This window comes from Microbacterium thalassium (assembly GCF_014208045.1).
GTDB classification, from domain to species: Bacteria; Actinomycetota; Actinomycetes; order Actinomycetales; family Microbacteriaceae; genus Microbacterium; species Microbacterium thalassium.
The window spans coordinates 3,136,718-3,158,699 of record NZ_JACHML010000001.1; the positions used below are offsets into that span (position 1 = coordinate 3,136,718).

Genomic DNA, 21,982 nt, shown 5'->3' on the forward strand with positions numbered 1-21,982 from the left:
CCGTTCACACTCTCGTCACGCCATCCTGCAATGATGAGGGAATGATCGAACACGAGGTGCTCGACACCGGTCTCGGGGACGATGATGACGACGACTTCGAACTCGAGGAGACGTACGACGACCAGCTCCCGGATCAGCGGTATCTCGACCGCGAGCTGAGCTGGCTCGCCTTCAACCAGCGGGTGCTCGAGCTCGCGGAGGATCCGACGCTGCCGGTCCTCGAGCGGGCGAACTTCCTGGCGATCTTCGCCAGCAACCTCGACGAGTTCTTCATGGTGCGCGTCGCCGGCCTCAAGCGCCGCATCGTCACGGGCCTCGCCGTCCCCACCAACGTGGGCCGGGCGCCGGCCGACGTGCTGGCCGACATCTCGACCCTCGCGCACGAGCTGCAGCTGCGCCACGCCGAGGCCTGGCGGAGCCTCGTGAAGCCGTCTCTGACGGATGCGGGCATCGAGGTCGTCCGGTGGCCGGACCTCACCGAGGACGAGCGGTCTCGACTGTACGACCACTTCCACTCGCACATCTTCCCCGTCCTGATGCCGCTCGCGGTCGATCCCGCGCACCCCTTCCCCTACATCTCGGGGCTGTCGCTGAACCTCGCGATCCGCATCCGCAACGCACGCACCGGCCGTCAGGAGTTCGCGCGCCTGAAGGTGCCGTCGATGGTGCCGCGGTTCGTCGAGGTGTCGCGCGGCGAATCCGGCGTGCGCTACCTCCCGCTCGAGGACCTCATCTCCAACAACCTCAGCGACCTGTTCCCCGGCATGGAGATCCTCGACCACCACGCGTTCCGCCTCACGCGCAACGAGGACATGGTCATCGAGGAGGACGAGACCGAGAACCTCATCCAGGCGCTCGAGGCCGAGCTCATGCGTCGGCGCTTCGGCCCGCCGATCCGGCTCGAGGTCGCCGAGGACATGGACGACCTGACCCTCGACCTGCTGATCAGCGAGCTGGACATCACCGCGCAGGAGGTCTACCGCCTGCCCGGGCTGCTCGATCTGCGGGGACTGTTCGACCTGTCGCGCATCGACCGCCCCGACCTGCGGTACAAGCCGCACGTGCCCACGTCCGCCCTGGCGTTCCAGCCGGGCGACACCACCGAGCGCTCCGACATCTTCGCGGCGATCCGCAAGGCCGACGTCCTCGTCCACCACCCGTACGAGTCGTTCACGACGAGCGTGCAGGCGTTCCTCGAGCAGGCTGCCAAGGACCCCCACGTGCTCGCGATCAAGCAGACGCTGTACCGCACGTCGGGCGACAGCCCGATCATCCAGGCCCTCATCGACGCGGCCGAGGCGGGCAAGCAGGTGCTGGCGCTGGTCGAGGTCAAGGCGCGATTCGACGAGGCGAACAACATCGTGTGGGCGCGCAAGCTCGAGAAGGCGGGCGTGCACGTGGTCTACGGGCTCGTGGGGCTGAAGACGCACTGCAAGCTCGTGAACATCATCCGCGAGGAAGAGGGCGTGCTGCGCAGCTACAGCCACGTCGGCACCGGCAACTACAACCCCAAGACGAGCCGCATCTACGAGGACTTCGGCCTGTTCACCGCCGATCCGCAGGTCGGGCGCGACCTCACACGCCTGTTCAACGAGCTCAGCGGCTACGCGATCGAGAAGAAGTTCAAGCGCCTCCTGGTCGCCCCCCTGCACCTGCGCAAGGGGCTGCTCAAGCTCATCGACGGCGAGCGGCGCAACGCGGCGGCCGGCAAGCCCGCCGGCATCCGCATCAAGGTCAACTCGATGGTCGACGAGCAGATCATCGACGCGCTGTACCGCGCGAGTCTCGCCGGTGTTCCCGTCGAGGTGTGGGTGCGCGGGATCTGCTCCCTCAAGCCGGGCGTCGAGGGCATGAGCGAGAACATCACGGTGCGCAGCATCCTGGGCCGCTACCTGGAGCACTCGCGCATCTTCGCGTTCGAGAACGGCGGCGATCCGCAGATCTACATCGGCAGCGCCGACATGATGCACCGCAACCTCGACCGCCGCGTCGAGGCGCTCGTGAGCATCGCCGACCCCGCGCACAAGCGCGAGCTGCTGACGCTGTTCGACGCCGCCATGAGCCCCGAGACCAGCTCGTGGCATCTCGGGCCCGACGGCGTCTGGGATCGGCACGCCCTGGATGCCGAGGGCGCGCCGCTCAAGGACATCCAGGACCGCACGATGGCGCAGGTCCAGCGCCGCCGCCGTTCGCGGGCGGTGCGATGAGCGAGACCGCCGTCTACGCCGCGGGCGGCGTCGTGTGGCGCGTCGTCGAGGACAAGCTGCGCATCCTGCTGGTCCACCGCACCAAGTACCGCGACATGACCCTGCCCAAGGGCAAGGTCGACCCCGGGGAGATGCTCGCCGAGACCGCCGTGCGCGAGATCCGCGAAGAGACCGGCATCCGCGTCTCGCTCGGCGTACCCGTGGGCGTCTCGCGCTACCTGCTCCCCAGCAAGCGCACCAAGATCGTCCACTACTGGGCCGCCGAGGCCACCGAAGCGGCGATCCGCACCTCGGAGTTCGTCCCGAACAAGGAGATCGCCGCGGTGGAGTGGATGACGCCGAAGAAGGCGCTCAAGAAGCTCAGCTACCCGGTCGACATCGAGATCGTCCGCACCTTCATGGCGCTCGTGGACCAGGGCATCCTCGGCACGTTCCCGCTCGTCGTGCTGCGCCATGCCAAGGCGCTCGACCGCGAGGAATGGGACAAGGCCGACGCGCTTCGGCCGCTGGCCCCCCGCGGACGCAAGCAGGCGAACGCCATCGTCGGCCCGCTGCTGGCGTTCGGCGTGCGCAAGGTGGTCTCCTCGCCCGCGGAGCGCTGCGTCAAGACGGTCAAGCCTCTCGCGGCGACGCTCGGACGCAAGATCGACAAGACGGCGCTCATCAGCCAGGACGCCTGGGAGGAGGGCGCCTCGGACGCGCGCACGATCATCGGCGAGCGCGTGCGGGCGCGCAAGCCCGCCGTGCTGTGCAGCCACGGGCCCGTGCTCCCCGACATCCTGAGCGAACTGGCGCTGGCGACCGGGACGCTCAAGGGCTCGTACCTCGGCAGCGCGTCGAGCCTGGAGCCGGCGGGGTTCTCGGTCGTGCACCTGTCGGTCGACAGCCCCGGGTCGGGCATCGTCGCGATCGAGACGCACGCCCCGAAGGTGTGACGATCGGGGTGTGAGGATGGACCTCGTCCCGGCGATCGCGCTCGCGTGGGCGCCGGTTCCGCCGGGCGCACCGCGTCGCGACGTCGCGTGGCGGCTTCTGCGGGAGCTCGCGGGCGCACACGTCGGGATCGCGAACCCGTGCCCCCGGTGCGGCGGACCGCACGGCCCCGTCGTGCTGGTCGGGGACGACCGGCGCGCGTCGGTGAGCTACAGCGGATCGCTCGCCTTCGCTGCCGTCGCACGGCCCGGAGTCGCCGCCCTCGGCCTGGACGCCGAGCCCGAGGAACGGGACCTGGCGGGCGTCGACCTCGCCGGAGGGGCACCGGCCACCGCGCGCGACTGGGTGCGCGCCGAGGCGGTGCTCAAGGCCGACGGGCGCGGGCTGTCGCTGGATCCCGCCGCCGTCGACGTCCGCCGCGCACCGGACGGCCGGCTCACCGCCCGCATCGGCCCGCAGGGCAGCACGTACCTGATCGAGGACCTCGCGGGCCCTCGCGGGCACGTCGTCAGCGCCGCCTACCGCGACGCGTGACCCGCGCCGCGGATGCGCGGCGCCTCACGGCAGCGGCGGCAGTTTCGCCCGGTCGAGCCACGCGTGGAGGATCTTCGCGACGGCCGGCCCGCCGATGCCGGTCGCGAGCTCGCGGAACTCCGCATCCGTCGCCGTGTGGTGGTGCCGCAGGCGGCACCATTGCCGCAGCAGGTCGAAGAACGAGGCGTCGCCCAGCTGCACGCGCAGCGCGTGCAGCGTCAGGGCGCCGCGCTTGTAGACGCGGTCGTCGAACATGAGATCCGGGCCGGGATCCGAGATCACGAGGTCCTGCGGCAGCGCCGCGATCCGCTCGTAGTGGTTCGCGGCACTCTCGCCCGCCGTGGGCCCGCCGGCCGCCTCGGCCCACACCCACTCGGCGTAGCACGCGAAGCCCTCGTTGAGCCAGATGTCGCGCCAGCGCGCGACGCCGACGCTGTTGCCGAACCACTGGTGGGCCAGCTCGTGGGCGACGAGCCGTTCGTGCGCGGGATTGAGGTGATTCGCGCCGAAGACGACCAGGCCCTGTGCCTCGAGCGGGATCTCGAGCTCGTCGGGCGTGACGACGATCGTGCAGTGCTCCTGCGGGTACGGTCCGAAGGCGCTGCCGAAGACCTCGAGCATGCGCTCGACGGGCGCGAACGTGCGCTTGATCGCCGCGCGCAGGTTCGACGGATGGTTGACGACGACCGGGATGTCGCCGACCGCGCCGATGGGTGTCGTGACGTAGCGGCCGATGTGGACTGCGGCGAGGTACGTCGCGGTGGGCACGCTCGACGCGAAGCGCCACGCGCGCAGGCCGCCGGTCCGATCGCGCGAGACGAACCGGCCGGTGGCGGCGACGCTGTACTCGGGTTCGACGGCGATCGACATCGTGTAGAGGGCGCGGTCGTCGGGCCGGTCGTTGCAGGGGAACCAGGTCGGCGCGCCGGTGGGCTGCGCCGCGACGATGGCGCCGTCGGTGAGCTCCTCCCAGCCGATGAGGCCCCAGCGCGAGCGGCGCGGGCGGGGCGCTCCGCCGTAGGTGATGTCGATCGAGAACCTCTCCCCCGCCTCCATCGGCTTCGGGAGGGTGACGCGCACCTTGCGCCCGTCCTGCGAGTAGCTGCGCGCCATGCCGTCCACGCTCAGCTTCGACACGCGCAGCCCGACGAGGTCCAGGGTCACCGATCGCGCCGGCTCGGTGAGCTCGGCGTTGATGATCGCGTGGCCGTCGAGGCGGTTCGTGCGCACACGATAGGAGATGTCGAGGTCGTACGACTCGACGTCGAAGCTCGCATCCCCGCTCTCGGGCGTGTAGCCGTCGTACCCCGTCACGATGTCGACTGGTAGGCGCGGACCTTGACCGCGCGCCACGGGCCGATGGGGTTGCCGCTCCAGCGCGAGCCGACCGGGACGCCTTCGCCGCGCATGACCAGCGATGCGGGGCCGACGGTCGCGTGCGCGCCGATCGTGGCGCCCGGCAGGACCACACTGTGGGGGCCGAGGGTCGCCCCGGCTTCGAGTTCGACGGTGTCCATACTCATGATTCGATCATGGAAGAGGTGCGTCTGCACAACGCAGCCGCGGTTGACCGTCGAGCCGTCGCCGAGGGTGACCAGATCCGGCTCCGGAAGCCAGTAGCTGTCGCACCAGACACCCCGCCCGACCCGGGTGCCGAGCGTGCGCAGCCACATCGCGAGGGCCGGGGTCCCGGCGGCCGACCGGGCGAACCAGGGCGCGGCGACCATCTCGGTGAAGGTGTCCGAGACCTCGGTGCGCCACACGAAGCTCGACCACAGCGGATGCTCGCCGGCGCGGATCGCGCCGATGAACGTCCACTTGGCGGCCGTGGTGACCAGCGCCGCGACGGCGCCCGCGGCGAGCATCACGACGCCCGACAGCAGCAGCGTCCACACCGGGCCGATGCTCTCCCACAGCGCGGCGAGGGCGAAGACGACGAGCAGTCCGATGGCGCAGCTGACGACGACGGGGATGAAGCGCAGCAGCTCCCACCCGGCACGCGCGAGCTTGAGGCCGATCGGCGGGTCGTAGGTGCGCGCCGAGTCGCCCGATGCCGTGACGCGCCGCAGGCGCACCGCGGGCGACCCGAGCCAGGACGATCCCGCCTTGGCCTTGCTGGGGGCCGCGGAGAGCACCGCGACCAGGCCGTCCTTGGGCACGCGGTGCCCGGGCGCGGCCATGCCGGAGTTGCCGAGGAACGCACGCTTGCCGATGCGGACGCGCCCGAGCTTGAGCCAGCCGCGGCGCAGCTCGTACGAGGCGACCATGGTGTCGTCGGCGAGGAAGGCGCCGTCCTGAATGGTCGTCAGCGACGGGATCAGCAGCACCGTGGACGCCTCGACGTCGCGGCCGACCTTCGCTCCCAGCATCCGCAGCCAGACCGGCGTGAACAGGCTCGAGTACAGGGGGAAGAGGATCGTGCGCGCCGAGTCCAGCAGTCGCTCGATGGTCCACGCCTGCCACCCGATGCGGCTGCGGACCGGGTGGGTCCCCTCGGTCAGGCCCAGCGACATGACGCGCACGAGCAGGACGACGGATGCCGCGAACACGACGCCTGCGACGAGCACCGCCGGGACCAACCACGCGAACGCGCGGCCGAAGGCGGCGGCGAGGTCGGGCGCGCCCTGGATCCCCTGTGCGATGACCAGCGCGCCGACCGCGAACGATGCGATCGGCAGCAGCCCCACCAAGGCCGAGGACGCCGCGTACGCCCACAGCCAGCGCCGCTTGATCGGCGCGCGGTGGTCGGGCCAGTCCTCGGTGAGCTCGCCGACGCGGACGGCGGGCGACCCCGCCCAGGCCTGGTCGGCCTTCACGCGGCCGAACACCGCCGAGCCGGGCGCGATCTCGGCGCGGCGGCCGATGCGCGTGCCGGGGGCGAGCGTGCTGCGGGCGCCCACGGTCGCATCGGCGCCGATGCGCACCTCCCCGATGCGCACCACGTCGCCGTCGATCCACGTGCCCGTGAGGTCGACCTCGGGTTCGATCGCCGCGCCGTCGCCGACGTCGAGCATGCCGGTCACCGGGGGGAGCGTGTGCATGTCGACGTCGCGGCCGATCTTGGCCCCGAGAGCGCGGGCGTAGTAGGTCACCCACGGGGCGCCGGCGAGCCCGACGGCGTCGATCTGGTCGGCGATCTGCTCCGCGAGCCACAGCCTCAGGTGCACGGCGCCGCCGCGCGGATAGTCGCCTGGGCGCAGGCCCGCCAGCAGGATGCGCGCGCTCACGGCGGCGATCGACATGCGCCCGAAGGGCGTGGCGAACAGCACGAGACCGAGCACGAGCACCCACCACGGCACGTGCGGCAGCCCGTCGAAGCCGGGCGAGAGCTGCAGCAGGGTCGACGCGGTGAGCAGGTACAGCAGCCACCGCACGCCCGAGAGGATGAACAGCGGCACGCTCAGGAGGGTCTGGATCCACTGCGTGCGGCGCGGCGTCGGCTCGGGCCGGCGGAAGGTGTCGGGCGCGTCCTCGCCCACGTCGCCGAGGGCCTTGGCCATGCTCCCCAGGCGCGACATGTCGTAGACGTCGGCGACCGAGAACTCCGGCACGCGCGCACGCAGCCGCGACACGAGCTGCGCGGCCGACAGCGACCCGCCGCCGAGGTCGAAGAAGTCCGCCTTGCGGTCGGCCGGGGCGATGCCGAGCACCGCCTGCCACTGCTCGGCGATCCACGCCTCGGCCGGCGAGAACGCGGCGTTGACGGCCTGGACGTCGGCCAGCGGCCACGGCAGGGCCGCGCGATCGACCTTGCCGGAAGTGCGCACCGGCAGCTCGTCGACGACCGCGAGCAGCGGCACGATCGCCGCCGGAAGCGTGTCGGCCAGCAGCGTCCGGGCGAACGCGCGGTCGAACGCCTCGTCGCCGCCGGTGACGAGATAGCCGACGAGGATCGGCACGCCCGCGTCGGTGGTCCGCACGGCGGCGGCTGCGGCGGTCACGCCCGGCAGGTCCTGCAGGGCGTTCTCGACCTCGCCCAGCTCGATGCGGCGCCCGCCGACCTTCACCTGGTCGTCGGCGCGCCCCTGGAAGATCAGCCCGTCGGGTTCGTAGCGCACGAGGTCGCCGGAGCGGTACGCGCGCTCCCAGCCGAGCGTGGGCATCGGCGCGTACTTCTCGGCATCCTTGTCGGGGTCGAGGTAGCGGGCGAGTCCCACGCCGCCGATGATCAGCTCGCCGACCCCGCCGTCGGGCACGTGCAGCCCGTGTTCGTCGACGACGGCGAGCACCCAGCCGTCCAGCGGCAGGCCGATGCGCACGGGCCCCTTGACCCCCAGTGGCGCGGCGCACGCGACGACGGTGGCTTCTGTGGGGCCGTACGTGTTCCACACCTCGCGCCCGTCGGCGGCCAGGCGCGCGGCGAGCTCGGGCGGGCAGGCCTCGCCCCCGAAGATCAGCAGGCGGACGTTCTCGATGGCCTCCTCCGGCCACATCGCGGCGAGGGTCGGGACGGTGGAGACCACCGTGATCCCCTGACGGATGAGCCACGGCGCGAGGTCCTCGCCCGACCGGACCAGCGAGCGCGGCGCGGGCACGAGGCACGCGCCGTGACGCCACGCCAGCCACATCTCCTCGCATGACGCGTCGAAGGCGACGCTGAGGCCGGCGAGCACCCGGTCCGCAGGCCCGAGCGGCTCGCCCTGCAGGAACAGCGCCGCCTCGGCGTCGACGAACGCCGCTGCGCTGCGGTGACTGACCGCGACGCCCTTGGGAACCCCGGTCGATCCGGACGTGAAGATGATCCACGCGTCGTCGTCGGTCGCCGGGGGCAGCGTGAGCGTGATCGGCTGGGTCGCGGGGTGGGGAGCGTCCCCGGCGAACAGCCCCGCGTCGTCGGACGCGACAGCCGGCGTGTACACGCCTCCCTCGCCGATGATCCCGCACACGTCGGCCTCGCCGAACACCAGGCGCGCCCGCTCGTCGGGATCGTCGGCGTCGACCGGCACGTAGGCGGCGCCGGCGGCGAGGACGCCGAGGATCGCGATGTAGAGGTCCTTCGAGCCCGAGGGGATGCGGATGCCGACGCGATCGCCGCGCGCGACTCCCGAGGCCGCGAGGCGCTGCGCGGTGCGGCTGACCCGCGCGAGGAGTTCGGCATAGCTCAGCGCCCCCGAGCCGTCGTCGAGGGCGGATGCCTCGGGATGGCGCGCGGCCGTCGCCCACAGGATGTCGACGAGGGTGCGCGGCTCGGACGCGAGGGCCGCGCGATCCAGGACGGCCTGCGGTGCGGTCGTCTCGGGCACGTCAGCCCAGCAGGTCGATCAGCTCTGCCTTTGTCATGCGCGAGTACCCCGTCCTGCCCAGCTCCCGCGCACGCGCGCGCAGCTGGACGACGGTGAGCGCGGACAGGTCCTCGGAGGCGGGTGCGGGCACCGGCTCGCGCTCGGCCTTCGGTTCCGGCTCCGGCGCAGGCTCGGGCTCCGACGCGGGCTCCGGCTCCGCCGCAGCGGGCGCGGGCTCCGCTTCCTGCGCGCCCTCGAGCGCGAGCTCCTCGTCCAGCGCGACCTGCGCCGCCTCGGCCTCCTGCTCGGCTCGGTCGGCGAGCTTCGCGGCCTTCTTGGCGGCCTTCCTCAGGGCCTTCGCCTCGGCCTTCTGCGCGGCGGCATCCGCCTCGGCACGCTCGGCGTCGACGGCGACGAGTTCGGCCGCGGCCTGCAGGCGCGCCTTGCGCTCGGCCTTCTCGACGGCGACGCGCGTCGCGCGCCGGAGCCGGTCCGCGACGGCGCCCGCGAGCTTGGCGACCTTCTTGGGATTCTTGCGGACGGCCTTCTTGGACACATCGGCGGCCTGCACGGCTTCGTCCGCGAGATCCTTCAGCTTGCGCGAGGGCTTCGGCGGAAGCGACCTCGCCGCCTTCTTCGCCTTCTTCGCCGCCGCGGCGGCGTCCTCCATCGCGTCGTACGCCTTGCGCTCGGCCTTGGTGGTCTTCCCCATACAGACAAGGCTAGGGGTCGGCGCGCGCGAGGACACCCCTCGAACCGATTCGATACGCAGGATTCCGCGGCTGGCGAATGCAGAGCCCGTTCACCTGCCGTTCACCCGCTAAGCGCAATCTCTTAAGGGACCGCGCTTAGCGTCACATCGAACCCTGCACCGGGTACCCGAAATCCCATGACAACACGAAGGATTCACACTGTGAAGATTTCTCGCATCGCCCAGGTGGGCGCTCTCGCCGCTGTCGCGGCCCTCACGCTCGCCGGCTGCACCGCGGCCAACGAGACCACCGATGAGCCCACCGACGGCGGTTCGACGCTGTCCGGCGAGCTCAACGCCACCGGCGCTTCGTCGCAGACCGCGGGCCAGGAGGCCTGGGTCGCCGGCTTCCAGAGCGCGAACCCCGACGTCACCGTCAACTACGAGCCCACGGGCTCGGGCACCGGCCGTGAGAACTTCGTCGCGGGCGCCAGCAACTTCATCGGCTCGGACCGCGCCTTCAACGAGGAGGAGCTCGCGGGCTCCTTCGGCGCCTGCGCCGAGGACGGCGCGGCCGGCATCGTCCAGCTCCCGCTGTACATCTCGCCGATCGCCGTCGCGTTCAACCTCGAGGGCATCGACTCGCTGAACATGACCGCCGACACCATCGCGGGCATCTTCGCCGAGGAGATCACCAACTGGAACGACGAGGCCATCGCCGCCGACAACCCCGACGTCGAGCTGCCCGACCTGGCGATCTCGCCGGTCCACCGCGCCGACGACTCGGGCACCACCGACACCTTCACCCTCTACCTCGCCGAGGCCGCGCCCGACGTGTGGATGTACGAGCCGGACGGCGTGTGGCCGCTCGAGAGCGGCGAGTCGGCCCAGGGCACCTCGGGTGTCGTCGACGCGACCCGCAACGGCAACGGCACCATCGTCTACGCCGACGCCTCGCAGGTCGGCGACCTCGGCACCGTGTCGGTCGGCGTGGGTGGCGAGTTCGTCCCCTACTCGGCCGAGGCCGCCGCGATGATCATCGACTCGTCGCCGTTCCTGTACGACCCGGCCGAGGGCGACCTGTCGCTCGAGGTCGACTACACCACCGCCGAGGCGGGTGTGTACCCGATCGCGCTGGTGAGCTACCTCATCGCGTGCAAGGAGTACGAGGACGCGAACATCGCCGAGCTCGTGTCGGCGTACTTCACCTACATGGCCAGCGCCGAGGGCCAGGACGCCGCCGCCGAGAACGCCGGCTCGGCTCCGATCTCGGACTCGCTGCGCGAGCAGGTCGACGCCGCCATCGCACTGATCGGCTGACACCGAAAAGTTGACTGATCTCGCCCTGCCCGGAGCATGATAGAAGCACCGGGCAGGGCGGGTTCAGCAGAGGAGCCGCCCACGCGGCGGAGCCTCCGCTGAGCCGACAGGTCTCACAGTTAGGAACCACATGGCGACGACCAGCACGGACTCCCCGACCCGAGGATCCGCACCCGAGCAGCCGCCGACCCCCGCGAAGCGCACCGCCCGCAAGCGTCCCGGTGACGTCGCGTTCTCGAGCACGGCTCTCGCCGCCGGCATCACGATCCTCGTCGTGCTCGCCGCGGTGCTGGTGTTCCTCCTCGCCGAGAGCATCCCCGCCTTCACGGGAGACCCCGCCGACAACCCGATCCTGCACGGCGAGTCCTTCGCCGCCTACGTGTGGCCGCTCATCTTCGGCACGATCTGGTCGTCGATCCTCGCTCTGATCATGGCGACGCCGCTCGCGATCGGCATCGCCCTGTTCATCTCGCACTACGCGCCGCGCCGCGCGGCATCGGTGCTCGGCTACCTGATCGACCTGCTTGCGGCCGTGCCCTCGGTCGTCTTCGGCCTGTGGGGCGGCATCGTGCTCGCGGGCATGGTGCAGCCGATCTACGTGTGGCTGAACGAGAACCTCGGCTGGATCCCGCTGTTCGCAGGGCAGGTCTCGGCCACCGGCCGCACGATCCTCACCGCCGCGATCGTCCTCGCCGTGATGATCCTGCCGATCATGACCGCCATCAGCCGCGAGGTCTTCCTCCAGACGCCGACCCTCCACGAAGAGGCCGCGCTCGCGCTCGGCGCGACGCGGTGGGAGATGATCAAGATGGCCGTCTTCCCCTTCGCCCGCGGAGGCATGGTGTCGGCCGCCATGCTCGGCCTCGGCCGCGCGCTCGGCGAGACGATGGCCGTCACGATGGTGCTGTCGGTGTCGGGAGCGGTCACGTTCGAGCTTCTGACCTCCACCAACCCGACCCCGATCCCCGCGAACATCGCCCTGCGCTTCCCCGAGGCCTACGGCGACGGCGTGAGCGTGCTGATCGGCACCGGCCTGGTGCTGTTCGTCCTGACGTTCGCCGTGAACGCCCTCGCCCGGTGGATCGTCTCCCGGCGCGCCGAGTTCTCTGGAGCCAACTGACATGACCGCCACCACCGTCGCGCCGGAGAAGCAGGCGCTCTCCCTCACCGCGGGCCGGCTGCCCAAGTGGGCGCCGTGGGCCCTGCTCGCGCTGTCGTTCGCGATCATGGCGCTGATCTTCGGCATCCTCAACGTCGGCAGCCCCCTCGCGGACTTCAACATCGCCGCGGCGGTCTTCCTCGCCGCGATCTTCTACATGGTTGCCATCTACGTGCTGTCCTCGATCGTCGAGGGGCGCCGCAAGGGCGTCGACCGCTTCCTGACGGCGCTCGTGACGTCGGCGTTCGCGATCGCGCTGCTGCCGCTCATCTCGGTCATCTGGACCGTGGTCGCCAACGGCATCGCGCGCTTCGACGTGGAGTACTTCACCTACACGATGCGCAACGTCGTCGGCGACGGCGGCGGCGCGTACCACGCCATCGTCGGAACGCTGCTGATCACGCTCGCGGCGACGATCATCTCGGTCCCGATCGGTCTCATGACCTCGATCTACCTCGTCGAGTACGGCGCGGGCAAGAAGCTGGCGAAGTCGATCACGTTCTTCGTCGACGTCATGACCGGCATCCCGTCGATCGTCGCCGGTCTGTTCGCGTATGCCGCGTTCGTGATCTTCTTCGGCCCCGGCATCTCGATGGGCATCATGGGCGCGGTCGCGCTGAGCGTGCTGATGATCCCGGTCGTCGTCCGCTCCTCCGAGGAGATGCTGCGCCTCGTCCCGAACGAGCTGCGCGAGGCGTCCTACGCACTGGGCGTGCCGAAGTGGCTCACGATCGTCAAGGTCGTGCTGCCCACCTCGATCGCCGGCATCACGACCGGCGTCATGCTCGCCATCGCCCGCGTCATCGGCGAGACCGCGCCGCTGCTGCTGACGGCGGGCTACACGCAGAGCCTCAACTGGAACCTGTTCGACGGCAACATGATGACGCTGCCGGTGTTCGTCTACAACCAGTACATGAACCAGGGCACCAGCCCCGAGTCCGCCATCGCCCGAGCATGGGCGGGCGCTCTGGTGCTCATCATCATCGTCATGCTCCTGAACCTGGTCGCCCGGGCGGTCGCGAAGTACTTCGCCCCCAAGGCCGGCCGCCGCTGACCCGAGCCCGAAAGAAAGATCACCTGTGTCCAAGAGCATCGAAGTCAACGACCTCAACGTCTACTACGGCGACTTCCTGGCCGTCGAGGGCGTCTCGATGAACATCGAGCCGCGCAGCGTCACGGCGTTCATCGGCCCGTCCGGCTGCGGCAAGTCCACGTTCCTGCGCACCCTCAACCGCATGCACGAGGTCATCCCCGGCGCGCACGTCGAGGGCGAGGTCCTGCTCGACGGCGAGGACCTGTACGGCTCGAACGTCGACCCGGTCCTCGTGCGCCGTCAGATCGGCATGGTCTTCCAGCGTCCGAACCCGTTCCCCACGATGTCGATCAAGGAGAACGTGCTGGCGGGCGTCAAGCTTAACAACAAGCGCATGGCGAAGTCCGACGCCGAAGCGCTGGTCGAGAAGAGCCTGCAGGGCGCGAACCTGTGGAACGAGGTCAAGGATCGCCTCGACAAGCCCGGCTCGGGCCTGTCGGGCGGCCAGCAGCAGCGCCTGTGCATCGCGCGCGCCATCGCGGTCTCGCCCCAGGTCATCCTGATGGACGAGCCCTGCTCGGCGCTGGACCCGATCTCGACGTACGCGATCGAGGAGCTGATCGGCGAGCTGAAGAACGACTACACCGTCGTCATCGTCACCCACAACATGCAGCAGGCGTCGCGCGTCTCGGACAAGACCGCGTTCTTCAACATCGCCGGCACCGGCAAGCCCGGCAAGCTCATCGAGTACGACGCCACGAAGACGATCTTCACGACGCCGTCCGTCCAGGCCACCGAGGACTACGTCTCGGGCCGCTTCGGGTGATCCGCGGGGCCCGCGCGCCCCGCATCCGCCCCACCCGGCATCCGCCCCACCCGGCATCCGGCCCACCCGGCATCCGCCTGATTCTGTACCGAACGGCGGGGATTCTGAGCGACACGCCACCTGTCACCTTCGCGTGGCGGCGCGTCTCCCGGAATCCCCGCCGTTCGTCACGCTCGCCCTCTCCTCCCCACGACCGATTCATCCCCCGTCGAACGCAGTCACGTCCCGGACCGCGCGCCCCCGGCCACACTCGCGGCATGTGCAAGACCACGGGGCCCGCCGTGCAGAGGACCGGTGAACTCACGAAGCGCGGCTGGACCGCGCGCGAGATCCGTTCGGCACGTACCTCCGGGCGGATCGAGCAGCTTCGGCAGGGTGTGTACGCGGTCCCCGGCGCGTGCCGTCCGCTGCGCACAGCGGCGCGGCACGGGGGCTCGCTGGCGTGCGTGTCGGCTGCACGGCACCTCGGCATCTGGGTGCTCGAGAAGCCGCCTGCGCCTCACGTGTGGATGCGCGGCCACGGGCACCGGCGATCGTGCCCGCCGATCACCGGCACGGACGCGTGTGGCTGCGTCGAGCACTGGGACGACGGCGCGTCACCGACCGACGCGTTCGGGCTGCCGCCGGTGCCGCGGATCCTGAGGCAGGTGCTCGCGTGCCGCGGCGTCGAGGAGTTCTTCGTCGCGGTCGAGTCCGCACTGCGTCAGCGACTTCTCACGAGGAGCGGACTCGCCTGGCTTCGCGCGAACGTGAACGCCGAGGGGCGCGCGGCCCTGGCCATCGCCCGCTCGGACGCCGACAGCGGTCTGGAGTCCCTGGTGCGCTGGCGCCTCCGGCATCGCGGGCTGCGCATCACGACGCAGCCGGCGATCACCGGGGCCGGGCGCGTGGACCTGCTCATCGGCGACCGGCTGCTCATCGAAGTGGACGGCGTGAAGAACCACGCGTCCCGCAAGAAGCGCCACAAGGACCTGGTACGCGACGCTGCCGCGGCGGCATGGGGGTACGTCACGCTCCGCTTCGACTACGCCCAGGTGGTGCACGACTGGCCGTCGGTCGAAGCGGCCATCCTCGGCCAGATCGACGCCGGACATCACCTGCGCTGACCCGACTCCCACCAGACCGACGTGCTGCACCCTGGCACCGCCGCGAACACCCCGGGCGGTGCCGAACGGTGGGGATTCGCGCCGACACGCCGGAGCGCGAAGCCCACGACGGGCGTGTCATGCCGGATCCCCGCCATTCGTGACCGACTCGGCGACGGGTACCGAGGGCTTCAGTCGCGCGGGCTGAGCAGGTAGGCGTTCATGGCCGCCGTCAGGTCGGTGTCGACGGCCAGCGGAGCACCGTCGATCGAGGTCACGGGAGCGGCGAGCCGCACACTCGAGACCAGCCACGCCGCATCCGCCTGGCCCAGCGCGTCGACCGGCAGCGTCTCGTAGGCGGTCGCGTGGCCCTGGCGGGCGAGCTCCTCGAACAGGCTCATCTGGGTCGTGCCGTGGAGTATCCCCGCACCCGGCGCCGGGGTCAGGAACCGGCCGTCGATACGCAGGATGAGCGAGGACGTGGGGCCCTCGAGCAGGTAGCCGTCGCTCGAGACGAACACGGCGTCGTCGGCGCCGCGGCGCCGCGCCTCGCGGATCGCGGCCATGTTGACGGCGTACGACAGCGTCTTGGCGCCCAGGAGAAGCCACGGGGCGCGCGCGGGAGCCTCGCTGTCGAAGCCGCGGTCGAGTGTGACGATGCGGATGCCGCGCGTGCGCGGGACCGAGAAGTCGGGGGCCTCGGCGAGGGTGATCCACGCCGTCGGCGCGGGGCCGTGCTCCACACCCCGGCTGAGGATGAGCTTCATGACCGACTCGCCCGCCGGGGCCTCGGCCGCCGCGGAGGCCACGGCCTGCCGCCACTGCTCGAGATGGGGAACGGGCAGGTCGCACAGCACCGCGGAGTGCGCGAGTCGGTCCAGGTGCGCCGCGACCTCCTGCGGATGGCCGTCGACCACACCGATCGACTCGAAGATGCCGTCGCCGCGCTGCGTGCTGAGCTCACCCACGCTGAGCGCGGGCGCCGCAGGGTCGATCGGGGTGAACGTGGAGCCGAAATGGACGCGCGGATCGTTCTCCGCGACGGGGTCGATCACGAGCGCATGCCGCCAGGTCATTCCTCGAGCCTAGCCGTGCGAACCGTCTCTCGCCCGGCACGCCCGGGGTGCGCGCGCCCCTGGGAAACGCCGCAGAGATCGCGCCGGATTCCACATGCGTGCGGCATCCGGGAATGCCGCCGCCGGGTCAGCCGTTAGACTGTTTCGGCCGGGCCGCAGTAACCCCGGGCTCCATCTTCTGCCGCTGCGAGCGGCCTCGCGCCGAGAGGCGTTCTGCGGCCCGGCACTTTCCTTCTCCGGAGCTTTCGTTCGACCGCGCGTCCAGCCCACGGAGTGTCCTGGGCGCCGACGCGGTTCCGCGCGTACGGGTCAGGCCAGCGCGTCGCGGCGCCACAGCGCGGCGCACGCGGCGAGGTCGGACGCGTAGTCCGTCAGGCGCAGGGCGCGGGTCGTCAGGTCGCTCGCGCGGTCGGGCTCGGTGCGCTCGTAGTCGTCGGCGAGATGCGTGGCGCCGGATGCCTGGACGCGGCAGAACGAGGCGGCCCGGTCGAGTGCGACGGCGAAGTCGCCGTCGAACACGCCGCGCATGATGGCGTCGATGAGTGCGACCAGCTCGTCGGGCCCGGCGGGCGTCGGCGCGCCGGCGACCAGGTCGTCCGGCGAGCGCAGCTCGACGCGTCCGCGCTGGTACAGCAGCGCTGCGGTGCCCGGATCGTGGTGGATCATGAGCTGCAGCAGGTAGAGGCGCCACAGCGCCCCCGGGAGCGTCTTGGCCGGCGAGCGCGACCACAGCTCGGCGATGTCGTCGATGCCGTGCCGGTCGGTGAAGGCGACGAGTCGCTCGATGACGCGGGCGTCGGGTTCGGCGCGCACGCGCGACAGGAGGGCCTGCGCGGTGGAGTGCGCCACGCGCGACACCTCGGCCGGGTCGTCGGCGGCGAACAGGCGGTCGAAGAGCTCGGCGGGCCGGCGCACCGGCTTGTGGAAGTCCCTCGACCCGTCGCTCACCCGATCAAGGGTACCTGCGGCGCGAGCCGCGGCCTCACGTGGCCTGGTCGATGCGGATGAGGTTGCCCGCGGGGTCGCGGAACGCGCAGTCGCGCGGCCCCCACGGCTGGTCCATCGGCTCCTGCAGCACCTCGGCGCCGCTCGCGCGGACGCGTTCGAAGGTGGCATCCAGATCGTCGGTGGAGAAGACGAGCGGCCCGGGGAGAGATCCCTTCGCCAAGAGCCGGTGGAGGGCCTCGCCGTCGTCCGGGGAGCGCCCCGCTCCGGGCTCCGACAGCACGATCTCGAGCCCGGGCTGTCCGGCGAACCCGAGGGTGACCCAGCGGAAGCCGTCCGAGGCGACGTCGCCCCGCGGCTCGAGGCCGAGCGCGTTCCGGTAGAACGCGAGCGCCACGTCGACGTCGTCGACGGTGACGGGCAGGTAGCGGAGTGCGATGTTGCTCATGTCTGCAACGGTAGGCGCAGGCGGGGGCGGATGCTTATCCGATCCTGCTCAGCCGAACCGCGTCGGGCGCGTCAGCACGCGCGCCATGCATGCGGGCATCGCCTCGGCGGCGTCGTGCGGCCGCGCCCGGTACGCCGACGGCGTCTCGCCTGCCAGCCGCGTGAACGTCGAGCTGAAGGAACCGAGCGACGTGCAGCCGACCGCGGTGCAGGCATCCGTCACGCTCACGCCGTCGCGCAGCAGCGCCATCGCCCGCTCGACGCGCCGCGTCATGAGGTACGCGTAGGGGGTCTCGCCGTAGGCGGTCTTGAACTCGCGCGAGAAGTGCGCCGGCGACATCAGGGCGTGGCGCGCGAGCGCCGGCACGTCGAGCGGATCGGCGTAGGCGCGATCCATGAGGTCACGGGCGCGGCGCAGGTGGACGAGTGTCGCGGGCGCCTGCCCCGCGGGTTCGCCACCGTTGCCCACGGCACGACGATACCCGCGGTCGGGGTGCCGGGAGTCAGGACGTCGGGATCGTGACGATGGGCTCGCCGCTGGGCTCGCCAGGGACATCGGCGGCCGGCTCGATCGTGACGGCCATCTCGTCGCCCTCCTCGACGGTGCTCTCGAGCTCCACGATGGCGTGTCCGCGGTCGGCGGTGAACTCGGCGTCGAGCGTCTGGGACCCGCTGCGCGTGAGCCACACGACGAAGACCTGGTCTCCGCCGATGCGCGGCAGATCGTCGGAGACGAACACCGCGGCACCCACCTCGTCGGACCACGAGACGCTGGCCGTGCCGCCGTCGACGAGCTCGGCCGTCACCGATCGCTCGTCGGGGGCTGTCTCGATCTGCTCCAGCGTGATCTCGGCGGGCGTCCGGGTCCACGACTCGTTCAGGCGCGCCGCGCCGAATCCGAGTCCCACCAGCACGAGGAAGGCGATCGCGAAGCCGATCAGTCCGCGCGTCCAGTTGCGTCGTGAGACGGCCTGGATGACGGAGGTCGTGGGTGCGGGCTCGGGTGCGGGCGCGTCGCCGCCATCATCGGCCTGCTGCGGATCCTCTTCGCTCACACGTCCCCCCGTCCGTACCCGGCGGGCCGCGACGCGCGCCGGTCGAATCGCTTCAAGAATGCACCATGGGTGTCCGATGCACCTTCCGGCCTCGCCGTCAAGCCCCGCCCCGTTCCGCTGGTGCCGCCGTAGCCTCGCCTGATGACGATACCCGTGAGTCTCGACCCTGCCACCGGTGAGGTGCTGGATCGCCGCTACCGGCTCGCGGAGCGTGTCGGCGAAGGCGGAATGGCCCGCGTGTACCGCGCCGAGGACCTGCATCTGCAGCGCACCGTCGCCGTCAAGGTCATGCGCGGCGCCACGGAGCTGGGCTCGATCGAGCGTGCGCGCTCCGAGACCAGGCTGCTGGCCTCGCTCAACCATCACGGCCTGGTCACCCTCTACGACGCGTGCCTGTCCGAAGAGGAGGTCAGCTACCTCGTCATGCAGTTCGTCGACGGCATCACGCTGCGCGACCTCATCGCGCGCGGACCGCTCGATCCGATCCTCGCCGCGACGATCACAGCGGACCTCGCCGAGGCGCTCCACGTCGCGCACGCCGAGGGGATCGTCCACCGCGACATCAAGCCCTCGAACGTGCTGCTGGCGGCCTCTCCCGTGCCCGGTGCTGGGTGGCGTCCCAAGCTCGCCGACTTCGGCATCGCCCACATGCGCGACTCCGCCCGCGTGACCACGCCGGGACTGATGGTCGGGACGGTCGCGTATCTGGCGCCCGAGCAGGCAGAGGGCGCCCCGCCCGCTCCCCCGGCGGACGTGTACTCACTGGGCATCATGCTCATCGAGGCGCTGAGCGGAGCACGTCCGTTCCCCCAGGCCGAGGGCATCGGCACGCTGCTCGCGCGCCTGTCGACGCCGCCGCCGATCCCCGAGACGCTTCCGGAGCAGTGGCGTCAGCTGCTGCGCGGCATGACCGCGCACCGGCCGGACGATCGCCCGACCGCGCTCGAGGTCGCGACGACGGCGTCGAAGACCGCGGGAGGACCGGATGCCGCCGCCGCGGCATCCGTCGTCGGTCTCTCGACGGCCGCCATCGACGTGCCGACCGCCGCTTCCGGCGCCCCGATCGCCTTCGTTGCGACGCAGGCTGCGCCGGTCGAACCTCCCGCGGTCGACGGCGTCACCGAGCGGACCGCCGTGCTTCCGCCTCAGCCTCCGTCCCCGCAGCACCTGTCCGCGCCCGGCGCGGAGGCGCCGGACGGAGGGCGGCACGCGGCCGGGCGGCGCGTCGCGGTCGGGGCGGTCGTCGCGATCGGCGCCCTGCTGGCCGCCACGGCGGTCCTGTTCGGCGTGTGGAGCGGAACGGCGACGGCCGAGCCCGCACCGTCGGTGACGCCGACGCCGTCCGTGGCGGCCACGCCCTCCCCCACGGCCACCGAGGACGCGACGGAGAGCGCAGACACGTCCGGCGAAGCCGACACCGGCAGCACCTCCGGGACAGGCGGCTCCTCCGACGGCGGCGAGACCGGGAACGGCAACGGCAACGGCGGCTCGAACCCCAACAGCGGGCCGGGCAACAACAACAGCGGCGGGAACGGCAACGGGAACGGCAACGGGTGACGCCCTGCGCGTCCGAGACCGTCCCCGCGCGGCATTAGGCTTGAGGGTCGAGGGCCTCTAGCTCAGTCGGTAGAGCATCGGACTTTTAATCCGCGGGTCGTGGGTTCGAGCCCCACGGGGCCCACCCTTTCCTGAGCACACCGCACTTCTCATCCGCGGGTCGTGGGTTCGAGCCCCACGGGGCCCACCCTTTCCTGAGCACACCGCACTTCTCATCCGCGGGTCGTGGGTTCGAGCCCCACGGGGCCCACCCATTCCTGAGCACACCGCACTTCTCATCCGCGGGTCGTGGGTTCGAGCCCCACGGGGCCCACCCATTCTCTGCAGCCGTCCGTCACGTATTGACGCCGTCCCCCATCGGGCGGTCGATGATGCGGCGCACGTCCCAGGGTTCCGCCCAGCCGAGTTCGTCGAACATGCGCGAGAGCACGATCGCGGTGAAGCCCCACACGATGCGGCCGCCGACGACGAATGCGGGGATGCGGTGGAGGCCGGCGGAGATGGGGTGCTCGGTGCTGCCGCGGTTCGCCGGGTCCAGCAGATCGGCGACCGGCACGCGGAAGACGTCGACCGATTCGGCGTGGTCCACCGCCGCCACCTCGCTCGGCCGCGTCCACCACGCCGGCACCGGGGTGACGATGTGGTCGCTCACGGGAACGGGCATCGGCGGGAGGGTGCCGAGCGGGTCGACGCCCGACGGGTCGACGCCGGTCTCCTCCTTCGCCTCGCGGAGGGCCGCGGCGATGGGTCCGCCGTCGGATTCCTCGATGCGCCCGCCGGGGAAGGCGATCTGCCCCGGATGGCTTCCGAGCGTCGCGGCCCGCCGCAGCAGCAGCACGTCGAGGTCGCGGCCGACGGGTCCGGGAGCGGCGGCGGGCACGTCGTCGAGCACGCCGAAGAGCACGAGCACGGCGGCCGGGCGGCCGGGTCCGGCGTTCGGGAACGCGCGGCGCATGCCCGCGCGCCAGTCGAGCCCGCGGGCGCAGAGCTGCTCGAGCTCGGCCCGCGCGGTGATCATCGATGCGGCCGGCACGTCAGAACCCGGCCAACGCGAAGAACAGCGACATGACCGTGGCGGCGCCGCCGATCACGAGGCCCGCGGCCGCCGGCATCCGCCCCACACGATAGACGCGCCACCAGTACCAGCCGATGGCGCTCAGGATCACGGCGACGACGCCGACGACGAGCGCCGCGCGGAAGCTGAAGACGCCGATCAGCATGGCGACGGCCGCGACGATGACCCCGGCGGTCCCGAACGGGTTGGTGCGGACGTCGCGCGCCTCGGAGTCGCGATTCACGACGCCGGCGCGTCCGCGAGCTCGGCCCCGGCGTGGGCGAGCTCGGCCAGCGCGGCCTCGCTGGTGTCGGGCGCGACACCGGCGACGAGGTCGGTGAGGATGCGCACGTGCCGCCCGTGCTCGACCGCGTCGAGGGCGGAGGCGCGCACACAGTAGTCCGTCGCGATCCCGGTGACGTCGACGTCGACGACCCCGTACTCGTCGAGGAGCTGGCCGACGGTCTTGCCGTCGTCGGTCGTGCCCTCGAACAGCGAGTAGGCGGGGACCCCCTGGCCCTTCTTGACATGGTGCGTGACGGCGGTGGTCACCAGCCCCGGGTCGTACTCGGCGCCCTCGGTGCCCGCGACGCAGTGGACCGGCCACGTGTCCACGAAGTCGGGCTCTTCCGCGGCGAAGTGTCCGCCGTTGTCGTTGTCGGCATCGTGCCAGTCCCGCGACGCGACGATGAGGGCGTACTCCCCCGCATGCCCGGCGAGGTACTGCGAGATGCCCTCGGCGACAGCGTCGCCGCCGTCCACCCCGAGCGCACCTCCCTCGGTGAAGTCGTTCTGGACGTCGACGATGAACAGCGCCTTGCTCATGCTTCGAGCGTAC

20 protein-coding genes and 1 tRNA gene are annotated in these 21,982 nt (G+C 71.4%); 10 read left to right on the forward strand and 11 right to left on the reverse strand.

Annotation, left to right across the window (positions count from 1 at the left end):
* Window positions 1–41 precede the first annotated feature (41 nt).
* From HD594_RS14610 to HD594_RS14620, 3 genes are read left to right on the forward strand one after another with little or no spacing between them, the layout of a single operon-like run.
* Window positions 42–2,207 (forward strand): RNA degradosome polyphosphate kinase, encoded by a 2,166-nt coding sequence (locus HD594_RS14610; RefSeq protein ID WP_184751638.1) that lies wholly within the window; start codon window positions 42–44, stop codon window positions 2,205–2,207.
* Complete coding sequence (locus tag HD594_RS14615) at window positions 2,204–3,142, forward strand: NUDIX hydrolase (RefSeq protein ID WP_184751639.1); 939 nt, start codon at window positions 2,204–2,206, stop codon at window positions 3,140–3,142. The genes HD594_RS14610 and HD594_RS14615 overlap by 4 nt, the downstream gene beginning before the upstream one ends.
* Window positions 3,143–3,152: 10 nt before the next feature.
* A complete protein-coding gene (locus tag HD594_RS14620) occupies window positions 3,153–3,674 on the forward strand; it encodes a 4'-phosphopantetheinyl transferase family protein (protein ID WP_184751640.1) in 522 nt (173 codons plus the stop codon).
* A gap of 24 nt (window positions 3,675–3,698) precedes the next feature.
* On the opposite strand, the gene HD594_RS14625 is transcribed toward HD594_RS14620, so the two are convergent.
* From HD594_RS14625 to HD594_RS14635, 3 genes are read right to left on the reverse strand one after another with little or no spacing between them, the layout of a single operon-like run.
* Window positions 3,699–4,988, reverse strand: a complete 1,290-nt coding sequence (locus HD594_RS14625) for a M1 family metallopeptidase (protein ID WP_184751641.1) — start codon at window positions 4,986–4,988, stop codon at window positions 3,699–3,701.
* A complete protein-coding gene (locus HD594_RS14630; protein WP_184751642.1) occupies window positions 4,985–8,917 on the reverse strand; it encodes a Pls/PosA family non-ribosomal peptide synthetase in 3,933 nt (1,310 codons plus the stop codon). Before HD594_RS14630 ends, HD594_RS14625 begins: the two co-directional genes overlap by 4 nt.
* 1 nt (window position 8,918) lies before the next feature.
* The gene (locus HD594_RS14635; RefSeq protein WP_184751643.1) at window positions 8,919–9,608 is read right to left on the reverse strand and encodes a Rho termination factor N-terminal domain-containing protein; all 690 of its coding nucleotides are present in this window, start codon (window positions 9,606–9,608) and stop codon (window positions 8,919–8,921) included.
* Window positions 9,609–9,809: 201 nt separating this feature from the next.
* On the opposite strand from HD594_RS14635, the gene HD594_RS14640 reads away from it, so the two are divergent.
* The 5 genes from HD594_RS14640 (at window position 9,810) to HD594_RS14660 (ending at window position 15,031) form a co-directional block, all read left to right on the forward strand.
* A complete protein-coding gene (locus HD594_RS14640; RefSeq protein WP_184751644.1) occupies window positions 9,810–10,907 on the forward strand; it encodes a phosphate ABC transporter substrate-binding protein PstS in 1,098 nt (365 codons plus the stop codon).
* 130 nt (window positions 10,908–11,037) lie between these two features.
* On the forward strand, window positions 11,038–12,027 hold the full coding sequence (gene pstC, locus HD594_RS14645; RefSeq protein WP_184751645.1) for a phosphate ABC transporter permease subunit PstC: 990 nt from the start codon (window positions 11,038–11,040) through the stop codon (window positions 12,025–12,027).
* A 1-nt stretch (window position 12,028) separates the two neighbouring features.
* The gene (pstA, locus tag HD594_RS14650) at window positions 12,029–13,120 is read left to right on the forward strand and encodes a phosphate ABC transporter permease PstA (protein ID WP_184751646.1); all 1,092 of its coding nucleotides are present in this window, start codon (window positions 12,029–12,031) and stop codon (window positions 13,118–13,120) included.
* 25 nt (window positions 13,121–13,145) lie between these two features.
* The gene (pstB, locus tag HD594_RS14655) at window positions 13,146–13,925 is read left to right on the forward strand and encodes a phosphate ABC transporter ATP-binding protein PstB (protein ID WP_184751647.1); all 780 of its coding nucleotides are present in this window, start codon (window positions 13,146–13,148) and stop codon (window positions 13,923–13,925) included.
* Window positions 13,926–14,182: 257 nt separating this feature from the next.
* A complete protein-coding gene (locus HD594_RS14660) occupies window positions 14,183–15,031 on the forward strand; it encodes a type IV toxin-antitoxin system AbiEi family antitoxin domain-containing protein (RefSeq protein ID WP_184751648.1) in 849 nt (282 codons plus the stop codon).
* Between the two features lie 170 nt (window positions 15,032–15,201).
* Here the strand turns inward: HD594_RS14660 and HD594_RS14665 are convergent, their stop codons facing one another.
* From HD594_RS14665 to HD594_RS14685, 5 genes are all read right to left on the reverse strand, one after another.
* A complete protein-coding gene (locus HD594_RS14665) occupies window positions 15,202–16,086 on the reverse strand; it encodes an aminodeoxychorismate lyase (RefSeq protein WP_184751649.1) in 885 nt (294 codons plus the stop codon).
* Between the two features lie 309 nt (window positions 16,087–16,395).
* Complete coding sequence (locus tag HD594_RS14670) at window positions 16,396–17,034, reverse strand: DNA-directed RNA polymerase subunit beta (protein WP_184751650.1); 639 nt, start codon at window positions 17,032–17,034, stop codon at window positions 16,396–16,398.
* A gap of 34 nt (window positions 17,035–17,068) precedes the next feature.
* The gene (locus tag HD594_RS14675; RefSeq protein ID WP_184751651.1) at window positions 17,069–17,479 is read right to left on the reverse strand and encodes a VOC family protein; all 411 of its coding nucleotides are present in this window, start codon (window positions 17,477–17,479) and stop codon (window positions 17,069–17,071) included.
* Window positions 17,480–17,527: 48 nt separating this feature from the next.
* Window positions 17,528–17,875: a helix-turn-helix transcriptional regulator gene (locus HD594_RS14680; protein ID WP_184752917.1), complete on the reverse strand. Its 348-nt coding sequence runs from the start codon at window positions 17,873–17,875 to the stop codon at window positions 17,528–17,530.
* Between the two features lie 106 nt (window positions 17,876–17,981).
* Complete coding sequence (locus tag HD594_RS14685) at window positions 17,982–18,533, reverse strand: anti-sigma factor (RefSeq protein WP_184751652.1); 552 nt, start codon at window positions 18,531–18,533, stop codon at window positions 17,982–17,984.
* 141 nt (window positions 18,534–18,674) lie between these two features.
* On the opposite strand from HD594_RS14685, the gene HD594_RS14690 reads away from it, so the two are divergent.
* Together HD594_RS14690 and HD594_RS14695 are read left to right on the forward strand one after the other, a co-directional pair.
* Window positions 18,675–20,090, forward strand: coding sequence for a serine/threonine-protein kinase (locus tag HD594_RS14690; protein WP_184751653.1), 1,416 nt, complete (start codon window positions 18,675–18,677; stop codon window positions 20,088–20,090).
* Window positions 20,091–20,141: 51 nt separating this feature from the next.
* Window positions 20,142–20,214: transfer RNA gene (locus HD594_RS14695), tRNA-Lys, on the forward strand.
* A 210-nt stretch (window positions 20,215–20,424) separates the two neighbouring features.
* Here the strand turns inward: HD594_RS14695 and HD594_RS14700 are convergent.
* The 3 genes from HD594_RS14700 to HD594_RS14710 are packed head-to-tail and all read right to left on the reverse strand — an operon-like array spanning window position 20,425 to window position 21,969.
* Window positions 20,425–21,108, reverse strand: a complete 684-nt coding sequence (locus HD594_RS14700; protein WP_184752918.1) for an NUDIX hydrolase — start codon at window positions 21,106–21,108, stop codon at window positions 20,425–20,427.
* Window positions 21,109–21,124: 16 nt separating this feature from the next.
* On the reverse strand, window positions 21,125–21,388 hold the full coding sequence (locus tag HD594_RS14705; RefSeq protein WP_184751654.1) for a hypothetical protein: 264 nt from the start codon (window positions 21,386–21,388) through the stop codon (window positions 21,125–21,127).
* Window positions 21,385–21,969 (reverse strand): isochorismatase family protein, encoded by a 585-nt coding sequence (locus HD594_RS14710; RefSeq protein WP_184751655.1) that lies wholly within the window; start codon window positions 21,967–21,969, stop codon window positions 21,385–21,387. The genes HD594_RS14705 and HD594_RS14710 overlap by 4 nt, the downstream gene beginning before the upstream one ends.
* Window positions 21,970–21,982: the final 13 nt, after the last annotated feature.